This is a genomic window from Mesorhizobium sp. M5C.F.Ca.IN.020.32.2.1, assembly GCF_004023105.1.
GTDB lineage: Bacteria > Pseudomonadota > Alphaproteobacteria > Rhizobiales > Rhizobiaceae > Mesorhizobium > Mesorhizobium wenxiniae.
Genome location: NZ_RZSX01000066.1, coordinates 1 through 12,920, shown reverse-complemented (window position 1 = coordinate 12,920; position 12,920 = coordinate 1). Strand labels below are relative to the sequence as shown.

Here is a 12,920-nt window from a genome sequence, read left to right as displayed (position 1 = left end):
TCGCGATCGTGCGCGAGACGCTGGCCGGGTTCGACTTCAAGGCAGTGGACAATGTGCCCTTTGTTTGGCTCACCCTGCCTGATCCATGGCTTTCCGGCACCTTCAAGAATGCCTGTCTCGAACATGGCGTGCTCATCGATGATGAGGACGAGTTCAAGGCGGGCCGTTCCGAGCAGGTTTTCCACGGCATGCGTTTTGGCGTTTCGCAGCCGACTCGGCGAGAGGACATCGCGGGCGGCGTCGGCGTGATAAGGCGGCTTCTCGACGAGGGCCGCGCCGGATACGACAGTTTCTCCTGAACCGGCTTGAAACCGGCGGGTCGAGTGGCGATCTTTCGCTGGTTGCTGCCCGTGTGGCTTTCCCTCGTTTTTCGGCGCTTGAAGGGTGTATCGGCCTTCGCGCTTGCGATAAGAGGGGATTCGACCCCAAGGATATAAATTGCCGCCGATGACCATTTCCAATTCCGTGCCGATCACTCCGGAACTCATTGCCGCGCACGGGCTGAAGCCCGACGAGTATCAACGCATCCTCGACCTGGTCGGGCGCGAGCCGAGCTTTACCGAGCTTGGCATCTTCTCGGCGATGTGGAACGAGCATTGCTCCTATAAATCCTCGAAGAAGTGGCTGCGCACGCTACCGACCACCGGACCGCAGGTCATCCAGGGACCGGGTGAGAATGCCGGCGTGGTCGACATCGGCGACGGCGACTGCGTCGTCTTCAAGATGGAGAGCCACAACCACCCCTCCTACATCGAGCCCTATCAGGGGGCGGCGACCGGCGTCGGCGGCATCTTGCGCGATGTCTTCACCATGGGCGCGCGGCCGATCGCGGCGATGAACGCGCTGCGCTTCGGTGCGCCGGACCATCCCAAGACCAAACACCTCGTTGCCGGCGTCGTTTCCGGCGTCGGCGGCTACGGCAATTCCTTCGGCGTGCCGACGGTCGGCGGTGAGGTCAATTTCGACGCGCGCTACAATGGCAACATCCTGGTCAACGCCTTCGCGGCGGGGCTCGCCAAGACCGATGCGATCTTTCTGTCGGAGGCGAAGGGCGTCGGTCTGCCGGTCGTCTATCTCGGCGCCAAGACCGGCCGCGACGGTGTCGGCGGCGCAACCATGGCCTCGGCCGAATTCGACGACAAGATCGACGAGAAGCGGCCCACCGTTCAGGTCGGCGACCCGTTCACCGAAAAGTGCCTGCTCGAAGCCTGCCTCGAGCTGATGGCGTCCGGTGCCGTCATCGCCATCCAGGACATGGGGGCTGCCGGTCTCACCTGCTCGGCGGTCGAGATGGGCGCCAAGGGCGACCTCGGCATCGAGCTCGACCTCGACAAGGTGCCGGTGCGCGAGGAGCGCATGAGCGCCTATGAGATGATGCTGTCGGAGAGCCAGGAGCGCATGCTGATGGTGCTGCGCCCCGAAAAGGAAAAGGAAGCCGAGGCGATCTTCCACAAATGGGGCCTCGACTTCGCCATCGTCGGCAAGACCACCGACGATCTGCGCTTTCGCGTGCTGCATCAGGGCGACGAAGTCGCCAATCTGCCGATCAAAGACCTTGGCGACCAGGCGCCGGAATATGACCGTCCCTGGGCCGAGCCGAAGAAGCCGGCGCCCCTGGCTGCCAGCGATGCCCCACAAGCCGACATCGCCGAGGCTTTGTTGAAACTGCTCGGCGGACCCGACCTTTCATCTCGCCGCTGGGTATGGGAGCAGTACGACACGCTGATTCAGGGCAATTCGCTGCAGCTTCCGGGCGGCGATGCCGGCGTGGTGCGCGTCGAAGGTCATCCGACCAAAGCGCTCGCCTTCTCGTCCGACGTGACGCCGCGCTATTGCGAGGCCGACCCTTACGAGGGTGGCAAGCAGGCGGTGGCCGAATGTTGGCGCAACCTTACCGCCACCGGCGCCCTGCCGCTCGCGGCCACCGACAATCTCAATTTCGGCAATCCGGAACGGCCCGAGATCATGGGCCAGTTGGTCGGCGCCGTGAAAGGCATTGGCGACGCCTGCCGTGCTCTCGGCTTTCCGATCGTCTCCGGCAATGTCTCGCTGTACAACGAAACCAACGGGCAAGGCATCTTGCCGACGCCGACCATCGGCGGCGTCGGACTGATCGCCGACTGGTCCAAAATGGCACGGATCGGCTTTGCCGCCCAAAGCCAGATGATCCTGCTGGTCGGCGCGCCGTCCATGTGGGGAACGCATCTCGCGCAGTCGGCCTACATGCGCGACATTCACGGCCGCACCGACGGCCCGCCGCCGCCGGTCGACCTCGACCATGAAAAGCGCGTCGGCGACCATGTACGCGCCCTAATCGCCTCCGGCGTCGTTACCGCTGCACATGACGTTTCCGATGGTGGCATTGCGGTCGCGCTGGCCGAGATGGCGATGGCGTCCGGCATCGGCGCGACCGTCCCCGGCCTGGTCGGGACCGATCCGATCCCGGTCTGGTTCGGCGAGGATCAGGGCCGCTATCTCTTGACGCTGTCGATCGATCCGCAGAGCGATGAATGGGATGCAATTCGCGAACAGCAAAGTAAGCTCGGCATCTTTGCGCCGTGGATCGGCTCGACCGGGGGTAGTGACCTGAAACTCGGCGAGGCACGGGCGATCCCTGTCGGCGAATTGACCGCTGCCCACGAATCCTGGTTTCCTCGCTTCATCGGAAATGAGCTCGTGGACCCGTGATATATTCGAGTGGGGCCGTTTGGGTGGTCCATCCGCCATTTCGATCATATCTATGAGATCACGACCTGAACAAGGAATCCTCGCATGGCAATGGATGCGCACGACATCGAACGGCTAATCAAGGAAGGCATTCCGGACGCCAAGGTGACGATTCGCGACCTGGCCGGCGACGGTGACCATTATGCGGCCGAGGTGGTGGCCGAGAGCTTTCGCGGAAAAAGCCGCGTCCAGCAGCATCAGATGGTCTATGACGCATTGAAGGGCAATATGGGCGGCGTGCTGCACGCGCTCGCTTTGCAGACCAGCGTGCCGGACTGAGGGTTTCGCCTCCAACCCCTCGTCACTTTTTCGCCGAGACGGCAATGATCGGCCCTGCAGGATAGTTTCCGCCGACGATCATCCTCTCGCCATTCGACAGCGCCGAAACCACGCCGTCGAAGAAAAGTGCGTTGGGGCAATGCAGCGCATCACGGAATAGGCGTGCAAAGCTGCCGAGACTGACTTGCGAGCGTGAGATCGCCAGCACGACCGTGTCTTCGTCACGCACGCCGACGCCATTGCGGATGTGACGCGACGTGCCGTTCGCCTCGAAGCGAGGATGAAGCCGGCCGTCGATCACCAGCATCGGGCCGGATTGCGTGGCGAACGCCGGCGGCATAGGCGTTCGTTTCCATGACCGCCGCCAAGCCGTCATTCCGAACCAGGAACACGCCATTCGGCTTCAGGAAGAAATTGCCTTCGCTATCAGCGAGGTTGAGCGGCGCCATCTCGCGACCATTTTCGACGAGAAGCCGACCGGCGTCAGGTCCTCATGATACATGCCGGCGTTCATGGCGAGCAGCACCGGCCTGCCCTCGCCCGACATCGCCCTGTCGAATTTGTCCAGCGAGCCGAAGACCTTGCCGTCTGCGCCGGCGTGGAAGACAGCAACGTCGTAGCTGCGAACATCGATCTCGCAGACGATATAGGGGATCGCCTCGAAATTCAGGTCCCGGCATGGCCCGGGCAGTTTGCCGCCGACGGTGACAGGCGGATGCTCCGATGGCCTGAACCACCAGATCAAGGCCAGCGCAACGAGCAGAACACCAATCGTGATTGCCGCGCTAAGCCGCCTTTTCATCGCTTCCTTGGGAAATAGCAGGCCGATGCTCTTGGCCCAATATCAGGCCATCCTTTGCGCCATTTGCGTGGCGATGCGGCAAACGTCTTGTTTCGGGCAACCTATCGGTTTATTTGAAGGGCATGTTTCGAGCCCGACTCTCGCGGGCATGAAAGGATTCTCCATGAGCGGTATCAACGACTACATCGACAGCGAAGTGAAGGGCAACGACGTCGTTCTCTTTATGAAGGGCACGCCCGGTTTCCCGCAATGCGGATTTTCCGGTCAGGTCGTGCAGATCCTCGACTACATCGGGGCCGACTACAAGGGCGTGGACGTGCTGACCTCGGCCGAGCTGCGGCAAGGTATCAAGGAATACTCCAACTGGCCGACGATTCCTCAGCTCTACGTCAAGGGTGAATTCGTTGGCGGCTGCGACATCATCCGCGAGATGTTCCAGGCAGGCGAACTTCAGACGTTCCTCGTCGAAAAGGGCGTGAGCGTCAAAGGCGCCGCCTGACGAGCACGTCGGCCACTTCGACAAGCTGATTACCTCCCCGGTGTCGGGGTACAAGACGAATGAATGCGCCGGTGCGCCGGCGCTTTTTCGTTTGAAGATCGGACTTTGCCGTGGATCAGCATGCACAAGCGCCGCAACAGGCAGGTGCCTTGCCTATTCCGCGCTGGGAATTCATCGCCCTGTGCGCGGCATTGATGGCGCTCAACTCGCTGGCCATCGACATCATGCTGCCGGCGCTGCAGCAGATCGGCGCCTCGCTGGGTGTGGAGAATGAAACCCACCGCCAATATGTGATTGCCGCTTATATTCTGGGCTTTGGCGGTGGACAGCTGTTCTTCGGACCGATCTCGGACCGCTTCGGGCGCCGTGCTCCGCTCGTTGTCGGGCTGGTGATCTATGTCGCGGCAGCGGCTGCGGCGGCAATTGCCCCGACATTCGCCATCCTTATCCTGTGCAGGGTGGTGCAAGGCATCGGCGCCGCGGCCACACGCGTCATCGCCGTCTCGATCGTGCGCGACACTTTCGACGGCCGGCGCATGGCCGAAGTCATGTCGCTGATCTTCATGGTTTTCATGGCAATTCCGGTGGTGGCCCCCGGCATCGGCCAGTTCATCATGCTGTTCGCGACCTGGCACGTGATCTTCATCACCATGGCGGCCGGGGCGCTGATCGTGTCGGCCTGGACGCTGCTGCGCTTGCCCGAAACGCTGCATCCCGAATATCGCAGGCCGCTGACGGCCGAATCCATCATCGGCGGCTTCCGCATCGTGCTGACCAATCGCATGGCACTTTGCTATGCCTTTGCCAGCACTTTTGCCTTCGGCGCGATGTTTGGCTTCATCAACTCGGCGCAGCAGATCTATGTCGGCGTCTTCGGCGTTGGCGAGATGTTCCCGGTGATTTTTGCAGGGATCGCCGGCGTGCTCGCCTTTTCGAACTATCTGAATTCGCGCCTTGTCGGCCGCATCGGCATGCGCAGATTGTCGCAGGGCGCGCTGCTCTTGTTTCTGGCCATCAGCCTCGCCTGGCTGATCGTTTCCATCCAAATGAAGATGCCGCTCTGGCTTTTCATCACCTTCTTTGCCTGCGCGATGGTCCCGTTCGGCGCACTCGGCGCGAATTTCAACGCGCTCGCCATGGAGCCGCTCGGCCAACTGGCCGGCACGGCATCGTCCATTCTGGGTTTCATGCAGACCTTCCTCGGCGGCCTGCTCGGCACGCTGATCGGCCAAGCCTTCAACGGCACGGTGACGCCCCTGGCCGCCGGATTCTGCAGCGTGTCGCTTGGCGCATTGGTGATGGTGCTGATCGCCGAGCGCGGCAAATTCTTCCAGCCGCAAAACCAGCCGGTTTAATGCCGGACGCGCTTTAGGATGCACTCCCACTCGCTGCTGTGAAGCGAGGGAACAGCATACGCCCTGCGATCGCTTCACCCATGCTGTCCGAAACGGGCAGTGGCAGAGCCTTGTCGAGAGCCTCGAGGACGGAAGCCACGAAGGCCCGGTTGAGCGTGGCATCATTCCCTAGACGCGAGTAGGTGGCGCGAGGCTTGCCGATAAGTGTGCCGTTTCGGCGAATTGAGAACTGCAGCGTCAGGGTCATGCCCGCGGTTCCGGGCGGCGGCTCCCAACAGGCGACGATCGCGGAGAACATCTCGTTTATGGTGTCGACGGGATCGGGACTGCGACATGCGCGTTCCTGCGATCTTGCCTCGTTCGGCCCGGCAACCATAGCAAGGGCAAGGGCCAGTGCGACAATTGCGGACCGAGGTTTCATTTCGGGTCTCCGGTTTTGCGCCGACAAATGTAATGTAAGCGAATTTTTTGACGAAAACCTCCATCGATATCAGCCCGTCGTATCCTTTCAGACGCGATGCGCTTTTAGTGACGCACCATGCCGGCGTCGACATTCAACGTCTGGCCGGTGATCCAGCGCGCGTCGTCCGAGGCCAGGAAGGACACCACGTCGGCGATATGTTCCGGCTGGCCCTTCCCCTTCATCGCCTGCAGCATCTCGACGAAGCCGAACGCCTCGTTGTGCGGGCTCACCTTGACGCCATCGCTCTCGATTAGGCCCGGCGTCACCGCGTTGGCGGTGATATTGTATTTGCCGAGCTCTGTGGCGAGCGCTCTGGTGAAACCGATGACGCCGCCCTTGGCCGCGACATAGGCTGCCATGTTCGGCGTGCCGGCAAAGAAGGTGTTGGAGGCGATGCTGATCACCCGGCCGGCCTTGCCCGCTGCACGCATCTGGTCCGTTCCTGCGCGGCTGACGATAAAGGTGCCGGTCAGATTGACGTCGATGATCTTGCGCCAATGGTCGAGATCGACATCGTCCCAGGCGACGAACGGCACGATGCTGGCATTGTTGACCAGAATATCGATGCCCCCGGTCAGCGCCTTGATCTCGGCGAAGAGTGCCTTGACCGATGCAGGATCGGAAATGTCGGCGGCGATCGCCTTCGCTTTTCCGCCGATCGACCCGGCCGCGGTTTCGGCGCCTTCCGCGTTGATGTCGCTGACGATGACGGTCGCGCCATCGGCGGCCAACCGCGCGGCGATCGCCTTGCCGATGCCTTGGGCGGCCCCGGTAACCAGGGCGGTCTTTCCCGCAAGCCGTTCAGTCATGAAAACGCTCCCTCAATTGTGATCTGGTGATTTTCTGGTTCACGCGTCGGCGTCGATAATGGCCAGCGCCGCGTCGATGCCTTTGCCGACCGCGAGTTCCCGGCCTAAAGCATTCATCGCGCCGCCAAGTGCCGTCAGCGCCGCGATCGCATAGATCGGCTGGGCGGTCGGGCCCATATGGCCGATACGTGTCAGCTTGCCCAATGTTTCGCCACGGCCCGACGAAAACACCACGCCGTAGCGGGCGCGCGCCGCCCGGCGAAGCGCCTTCTCATCAATGTCTTCTGGCGTCCGGACGGCCGTCGTGGTTGGCGATGCGATATTGTCGCTGGCGGCCCAGATCGACAGACCCATGGCGGCGACGCCCGCGCGCATGGCCCTGGCGGTCAGCGCGTGGCGCGCCCACACCGCTGCCGGTCCCTCGTTGAGATAGAGGTCGAGCGCGACGTCGAGCCCGTTCATCTCTGCGACGGACGGCGTGAAGGGAAACGGCTTGTCCTTCGACCAAGCATGCTCCCAGTCGACGATGCTGAGCATCGACGCGCGTGGCGCCAGTGGATTTGCCTTCATCTTGGCCCAGGCGCGCTCGCTGACGCCCATCATCGTGAGGCCGGGAGGCGCGCCGAGGCATTTGTTCGGGCCGGTGACGTAGATGTCGGCCTTGCAATCCTCAGGATGCGTTTTCATGCCGCCGAAGGACGAAACGGCATCGACGATCAGATAGGCGCCATGCGCCGAAACCAGCGCGCCGATGGCGTCGATCGGGTTGATGGTGCCCGACGGCGTATCGTGGTGGCAGACGGAAACGATGGTGATTTCCGGATGCGTTTCCAGCATTGCCGCAACCGCCTGCGGGTCGATCGCCTCGTTGTAGGGCACCTCGATTTCGAGGAGTTGCGGCGAATAGCGCTTCGCCCAATAGCCAAACCCCTTGCCGTAGACACCGGAGGCAAGGTTGAGCACGACGTCGTCAGGCGTGATCAGAGAGGCTGCGGCCGCCTCTAGGCCAAGAACCGGCTCGCCATGGAGAATGACCGGCCTGTTCGACAGCCGCATTGCCTTCTGCGCCTTGTCGACCACACCCTCGTAAAAGAGCTGGAACGCTGGGTCGTAGTCGTAGAGCACGGTGCGGCCAAGGCCGCGCAGCACATCGGGATAAGCGTTCACCGGCCCCGCGGTGAGCGTGATGACCGGTTCGGCGTGTTCGAGATAGCGCATGGTCTTTGTCTCCGCATTGACGGCGGTCAGCCGTAGAACTGCGTGCCGGTCCGATAGGTCTTGAAGTTTTCCATGTCGTGCGAATACATCAGTTCGGCCCCATAATCCTCGGCGAGCTTCTTCACCTTGCGCATCGAGTTGACACCTGCCACCGGGTCGATGTGGAAGGCCGCCTGGCACAGCGTTTCAAGGCTTTTCTGCGTGTAGGCCGCATCGATGGTGAACATGATCGGCTTGCGCTTGGGAAACTCCACCAGCAGGCTGTAATGGCCGATCGAATGGCCGGGCGTCGAGATCAATTTGACCCCCCTGGCAAGCTCGACATCGCCGTCAATGCCCTCAAAGGTCGAGTTAGCCCGAGTAGTGCCTTCCAGCAATTGCGCGGTTGCGCCACGCGCTTCTGCAGCCTCCGCCGAAAAGCTCAGATCGGAATAGCCGAGATGCTCGAAAGGCTGGGGATTGCAGGCCTGCGGCACCTCGGTGCGATGGCAGATTTTCTTGGCATGCGGGAAATACTTGTTGCCGCCGCAATGGTCGAAGTGGAAATGCGAGTTGACAACGACGTCGATATCCTTCGGCTCGAGACCAAGCAGCGCCAGGGCGCCGGGAATTGTCTGGTGCTTTTCCTGGATCGGCTTTTCGAAGGGCAGCACTTTCATGACGTGATCGTAGTCGTAGCCGGTGTCGATGAGGAACCGGCCCTCAGCATGCTCGATCAGGATCGAATAGACGGGAAAGCGCACTTCGCCACCGGGGCCGCGATTCCAGAACACGTGATAGCCGTCGAGCACGAGCGAACCTCCGTCGAGCAGGTAGACCTTGGTATCCGACATTTTTGTCTCCTCTTTTGGCGCGGGTCCCGTCCGCGCATGAATTGCCGTCAGCGCGCGCCGCGCTCGTAAGGAATACCGAGCGCTGCAGGCAGACTGGCCCGCCGGCCGAACAGCACCAGCATGATCATCACCGCCAGGAACGGCAGCATCTGGATGACGTCGGTTGGTATGTTGATGCCGGCCACCTGCATGGCCGTCGTCAGCGACAGGCAGACGCCGAACAGCAAGGCGCCGAACAGCACCCAGACCGGTCGGCCGCGCGCCAGCATGGCCAGCACGATGCCGAGAAAGCCCGCGCCATTGGTGATGAACGGTATGAACAGGCCTGCGCCGACATTGGCGAGAAAGGCGCCGCCGAGCCCCGCCAGCGCTCCCGTCGTCAGCACGGCGATGGTGCGGGTTCGCACGACGTCAATGCCGGCGACGTCAAGGGCGGCCGGCTTATCGCCCGCCGCCTGCAGGTTGAGGCCGAGCTGCGTGCGCCGATAGACGTAGCCCATGGCGAAAACCAGCGCGACCGCGAGATAGACGCTGAGATGCTGCCTGAACAGCGCCGGCCCGATGACCGGAATGTCCGACAGCAACGGGATGACGGTCACGTCCACTGCCGGCAGGCGGGGATAGCTGCGCGAAAACTGGAAATGGTGGAGCAGCGCCGTCAGACCTTCCAGTCCGAGCGTCAGCGCGATGCCGATGACGATCTGGTTCAACCCGATGCGCACGCAAAGCAGCGCCATGACCAGCGCCACCGCGATACCACCACCGGCGCCGGTGAGAAAGCCGAGCCACAGCGATCCGGAATAGAAGGCGCCGACAAAGCCGAGATAGGCGCCAGCCAGCATCATGCCCTCGATGCCGATGTTGAGTACGCCGGCCTTTTCGGACATCTGTTCGCCGAGACCGGCCAGCAGCAGCGGGATCGCCGCGGTGACCGCGCCAAACAAAAGCGCGCTGAGAAAGACTTCGCCGAACAGCCCGGTCATCGCTTCAGTTCCCGTCGCGACTGGTTGTAGCGGTGATCGAGGTATTCGGCGAGCGCGAGCACGATCAGCACGATGGAGACCAGCACGAGCGTGAAATGATTGGGCACGCCGAGCCGGCGCGCCGCACTCTCGCCGCCGATCGACAGCACCGAGAGCAGGAACACGAAACCGATGGCGGCAAAGCCGTTCATGCGGGCGAGGAACACCACGGGGATGACTGCAAGCCCATACGCAGGGTTCCAGTCGGCGCGGACGTTACCCTGAACGCCGAGGATATCGACGGCGCCGGCAAGGCCGGCCAGCCCGGCCGAAATGGCGAAGACGGCAACGGTGAGCTTCGGCACGCCGAGCCCGGCATGGATGGCTGCGCGCGGGTTTGCGCCGACGATCCTCAGCTTCAGGCCGAAGGCCGTGCGCGTCATCACCAGATGTACAGTTATGATTGCCACCAGTCCCAGCAGCAATCCGCTGGTGATGGTCGTGTCGAACAGGCGCGGCAGCCGGTCCTCGACCGGCAAGGTGCGGGTCTGCGGCACGGTAGTCCCCGGATCGCGAAACACCAACTTGACCAGCACATTGGCAAGCGAGGTACCCAGGAAGGTCATCATCAGCGTGGTGATGATCTCGTTGACGCCCTGATAGGCCCGCAGCAGCGCCGGCACCAGCGACCAGATCATCGCAACCAACATGGCGATGACGAACGAGCAGATCAGCGCCAGCCAGGCCGGCATGACCTGCACGAGAGCCGGAGCGCTGGCCGCAGCCGTTACCGCGCCGAGCAGGAACTGGCCATCGCCGCCAAGATTCCACATGCCGGCGCGAAAGGCCACGATCAGACCGGCGGCAAGAAACAGCAGCGGCGCCATGCGCGTCAGCGTCTGCTGGATGCCGAGCGGCGATAAAAGCCCTCTCTTGAGCACAAAGCCATAGTAGGCAAGCGGATCGACGCCGACGGCAAGCAGGATGCTACCGGCGATGATCAGCGCGGCCAGGATAGGGCCGAGCGTCATCAGCAGCCGATGCTGGATATCGCGGCGCGTGACCACAGCAGCCGTGGAATCGAGTGCGGTTGCACCGGCGGATGGTGCGGTGTCGATGCTCATGCGGCAAGCCCGATCATCAAGCGACCTATCTTGGTGCGGGCATCGTCGGCATTCTCGACGGTGCCGACGAGCGATCCGTTCGCGATGACGGCGATGCGGTCGCACATGCTGAGCAACTCCTCCAGATCGGTGGAGATGAGCAGCACGGCAAGGCCGCGAGCCGCCGTGTCGCGGATTCGCTGGCGTGAAGCCAATGTGTTGGCGAGATCGAGCCCGTATGTCGGCTTGTTGAAGATCACCACTTTTGCACCTTCGGCGAGTTCGCGCGCCAGCAGCACCTTCTGGATATTGCCGCCGGAGAGCCGGGCGACCGGCGTTTTCAGGCTTGGCGTGCGCACGTCATATTCGCGGACCAGTTGGGCTGCGCGCTTGTCGATTTCGGCGCGCTGCTCGACGCCTTTGCGCCAGAAGGGGGCCGCGCCGACCTGCTTGAGAAAGAAGTTGATCGAGACCGGGAAGGTCCCGACCGTGCCCTCGCCGAGCCGGTCGTCGGTCAGATAGCGAAGGCCCCTCTGGCGGCGTTCGCCGACACTCAGCGTCTCGATGGGCGCGCCCTGCAGCCGCACCGAGCCGCCCACAATCGCACGCTGGCCGGCCAGCGCCTCCGCCAGTTGCTTCTGGCCATTGCCGTCGATACCGGCGATGCCCAGCAGTTCGCCTGGACGGATATCGAACGAAATCGACGACAGGCCCGGCGCGTCGTCTGTCGGCGCAACGCCGAGATCATGGACCTGAAGCAGCGGAGCCGCTTCGGCGTGGATGGTGCGAACCGGACGCTCGGCCGCTTCCGGGTCGTCCTTCTGCTTGCCGAACATCAATTCGACGATCTCAGAGATGATCGCTTGCTCGCCCAATGCACGAAACCGCTCGGGAGGAATTTCGCCGACCTTGCGGCCGAGTTTCAGCACCGAGATTCGATCGCCAAAAGCCGCCGCCTCCTTGAGCTTGTGGGTGATGAAGACGATCGCCAACCCCTGCTCGACCAGGCGGCGCATCAGCGCGCCAAGCTCGTCGATGCCTTTCGGCGTTAGCATCGAGGTCGACTCGTCGAGGATCAGAAGCCGGCTGTTGCGCACCATCGCGCGCAGGATCTCGACCTGCTGCTGCTCGCCGAGCGAGAGTTCCGACACCCTGGCATGCAGCTTGACCGTGATGCCGAGTATCCTTGTGATTTCGGCGACGCGCGCTTCCAATTCTTCGGTCTTGGGGCGCTGCCACCACGGTCCGCCGAGCAGCAGGTTTTCCGCCACCGTCAGCGTCGGCACCAGCATCATGTGCTGGAATACGGTTCCGATGCCGAGCGCCAGTGCATGGCCGGGCGATGTGATCGCGGTAGGCTCGCCGTCGACCAGTATGCGCCCCTCGTCCGGCTGCTGCAGGCCCGACAGCATGCCGATCAAGGTGGATTTCCCGGCGCCGTTTTCACCGAGCAACACATGCACCTCGCCCGGACGGATCGCCAGATCGACGCTGTCATTGGCGACCACACCGGGGAACCGTTTGGTGACGCCTTCAAGCGCGACGATGTCGCGCTTGTCGACCGACAATGAGGAAGCACTGCTCATGAAAGCCAAGGCCTTGAAAACATAAGATCGGTTCGGAGGGGTGAACGGATCACCCCTCCGGAAGCTTGCTCGCCCTACTGGGCGACGCTGGTCATCAGCGCCCTGACGGCTGCTGCATCATAGACCGGATCGACCTTGGTCTTGCCGGAAATGATGTCTTCGCGCAGCGCCTGGATCTCCGCCCAGACATCGTCGGGGATCGCAGCGGTTTTCAGAAGCTTGACTGAATCGTCCTTGAGGCCGATCGAGTAGCTCTTGGTGCCGAACGTGTCGGCCTTCAGGTC

Annotated in this window: 13 protein-coding genes and 2 pseudogenes; 5 read left to right on the top strand and 10 right to left on the bottom strand. The window is 62.6% G+C overall.

Annotated features, from left to right (window positions below):
* The 3 genes and pseudogenes from EOA86_RS05520 to EOA86_RS05510 form a co-directional block, all read left to right on the top strand.
* Positions 1–299: pseudogene (locus EOA86_RS05520) on the top strand (PLP-dependent aminotransferase family protein); the annotation flags it as partial.
* 148 nt (positions 300–447) lie between these two features.
* On the top strand, positions 448–2,688 hold the full coding sequence (gene purL / locus EOA86_RS05515; protein WP_128340927.1) for a phosphoribosylformylglycinamidine synthase subunit PurL: 2,241 nt from the start codon (positions 448–450) through the stop codon (positions 2,686–2,688).
* Between the two features lie 84 nt (positions 2,689–2,772).
* The gene (locus EOA86_RS05510) at positions 2,773–3,006 is read left to right on the top strand and encodes a BolA family transcriptional regulator (protein WP_023674714.1); all 234 of its coding nucleotides are present in this window, start codon (positions 2,773–2,775) and stop codon (positions 3,004–3,006) included.
* Between the two features lie 22 nt (positions 3,007–3,028).
* On the opposite strand, the gene EOA86_RS39995 is transcribed toward EOA86_RS05510, so the two are convergent.
* Together EOA86_RS39995 and EOA86_RS39990 are read right to left on the bottom strand one after the other, a co-directional pair.
* A complete protein-coding gene (locus EOA86_RS39995) occupies positions 3,029–3,346 on the bottom strand; it encodes a phosphodiester glycosidase family protein (protein ID WP_245497141.1) in 318 nt (105 codons plus the stop codon).
* 63 nt (positions 3,347–3,409) lie between these two features.
* A complete protein-coding gene (locus tag EOA86_RS39990) occupies positions 3,410–3,808 on the bottom strand; it encodes a hypothetical protein (protein WP_245497140.1) in 399 nt (132 codons plus the stop codon).
* Between the two features lie 163 nt (positions 3,809–3,971).
* Here EOA86_RS39990 and grxD point away from each other — a divergent pair, with 163 nt between their 5' ends.
* Both grxD and EOA86_RS05495 read left to right on the top strand, forming a co-directional pair.
* Positions 3,972–4,307: a Grx4 family monothiol glutaredoxin gene (grxD, locus tag EOA86_RS05500; RefSeq protein WP_029353656.1), complete on the top strand. Its 336-nt coding sequence runs from the start codon at positions 3,972–3,974 to the stop codon at positions 4,305–4,307.
* A gap of 155 nt (positions 4,308–4,462) precedes the next feature.
* A complete protein-coding gene (locus EOA86_RS05495; RefSeq protein ID WP_164891573.1) occupies positions 4,463–5,662 on the top strand; it encodes a multidrug effflux MFS transporter in 1,200 nt (399 codons plus the stop codon).
* Between the two features lie 13 nt (positions 5,663–5,675).
* On the opposite strand, the gene EOA86_RS05490 is transcribed toward EOA86_RS05495, so the two are convergent.
* From EOA86_RS05490 to EOA86_RS05455, 8 genes and pseudogenes are all read right to left on the bottom strand, one after another.
* Positions 5,676–6,083 carry a hypothetical protein gene (locus tag EOA86_RS05490; RefSeq protein WP_128340925.1) on the bottom strand — a complete coding sequence of 136 codons (408 nt, stop codon included), beginning with the start codon at positions 6,081–6,083 and terminating at the stop codon, positions 5,676–5,678.
* Between the two features lie 104 nt (positions 6,084–6,187).
* Positions 6,188–6,934, bottom strand: coding sequence for an SDR family NAD(P)-dependent oxidoreductase (locus EOA86_RS05485; RefSeq protein WP_128340924.1), 747 nt, complete (start codon positions 6,932–6,934; stop codon positions 6,188–6,190).
* A 39-nt stretch (positions 6,935–6,973) separates the two neighbouring features.
* Positions 6,974–8,152, bottom strand: coding sequence for an alanine--glyoxylate aminotransferase family protein (locus tag EOA86_RS05480; protein ID WP_128340923.1), 1,179 nt, complete (start codon positions 8,150–8,152; stop codon positions 6,974–6,976).
* 26 nt (positions 8,153–8,178) lie between these two features.
* Entirely contained in the window at positions 8,179–8,985 is an 807-nt protein-coding gene (locus tag EOA86_RS05475) for a 4-pyridoxolactonase (protein WP_091591383.1), read from the bottom strand.
* Positions 8,986–9,032: 47 nt separating this feature from the next.
* Entirely contained in the window at positions 9,033–9,968 is a 936-nt protein-coding gene (locus EOA86_RS05470) for an ABC transporter permease (protein WP_128340922.1), read from the bottom strand.
* Complete coding sequence (locus tag EOA86_RS05465) at positions 9,965–11,071, bottom strand: ABC transporter permease (protein ID WP_128340921.1); 1,107 nt, start codon at positions 11,069–11,071, stop codon at positions 9,965–9,967. The genes EOA86_RS05470 and EOA86_RS05465 overlap by 4 nt, the downstream gene beginning before the upstream one ends.
* On the bottom strand, positions 11,068–12,636 hold the full coding sequence (locus EOA86_RS05460; protein WP_128340920.1) for an ABC transporter ATP-binding protein: 1,569 nt from the start codon (positions 12,634–12,636) through the stop codon (positions 11,068–11,070). Before EOA86_RS05460 ends, EOA86_RS05465 begins: the two co-directional genes overlap by 4 nt.
* 74 nt (positions 12,637–12,710) lie before the next feature.
* Positions 12,711–12,920: pseudogene (locus tag EOA86_RS05455) on the bottom strand (BMP family ABC transporter substrate-binding protein); the annotation flags it as partial.

Excerpts from the sequence above, each read along its gene's own strand:
- purL (WP_128340927.1), top strand. The coding sequence starts at position 448 with ATGACCATTTCCAATTCCGTGCCGATCACTCCGGAACTCATTGCCGCG.
- EOA86_RS05510 (WP_023674714.1), top strand. The coding sequence starts at position 2,773 with ATGGCAATGGATGCGCACGACATCGAACGGCTAATCAAGGAAGGCATT.
- EOA86_RS39995 (WP_245497141.1), bottom strand. The coding sequence starts at position 3,346 with ATGCCGCCGGCGTTCGCCACGCAATCCGGCCCGATGCTGGTGATCGAC.
- EOA86_RS39990 (WP_245497140.1), bottom strand. The coding sequence starts at position 3,808 with ATGAAAAGGCGGCTTAGCGCGGCAATCACGATTGGTGTTCTGCTCGTT.
- grxD (WP_029353656.1), top strand. The coding sequence starts at position 3,972 with ATGAGCGGTATCAACGACTACATCGACAGCGAAGTGAAGGGCAACGAC.
- EOA86_RS05490 (WP_128340925.1), bottom strand. The coding sequence starts at position 6,083 with ATGAAACCTCGGTCCGCAATTGTCGCACTGGCCCTTGCCCTTGCTATG.
- EOA86_RS05485 (WP_128340924.1), bottom strand. The coding sequence starts at position 6,934 with ATGACTGAACGGCTTGCGGGAAAGACCGCCCTGGTTACCGGGGCCGCC.
- EOA86_RS05480 (WP_128340923.1), bottom strand. The coding sequence starts at position 8,152 with ATGCGCTATCTCGAACACGCCGAACCGGTCATCACGCTCACCGCGGGG.
- EOA86_RS05475 (WP_091591383.1), bottom strand. The coding sequence starts at position 8,985 with ATGTCGGATACCAAGGTCTACCTGCTCGACGGAGGTTCGCTCGTGCTC.
- EOA86_RS05470 (WP_128340922.1), bottom strand. The coding sequence starts at position 9,968 with ATGACCGGGCTGTTCGGCGAAGTCTTTCTCAGCGCGCTTTTGTTTGGC.
- EOA86_RS05465 (WP_128340921.1), bottom strand. The coding sequence starts at position 11,071 with ATGAGCATCGACACCGCACCATCCGCCGGTGCAACCGCACTCGATTCC.
- EOA86_RS05460 (WP_128340920.1), bottom strand. The coding sequence starts at position 12,636 with ATGAGCAGTGCTTCCTCATTGTCGGTCGACAAGCGCGACATCGTCGCG.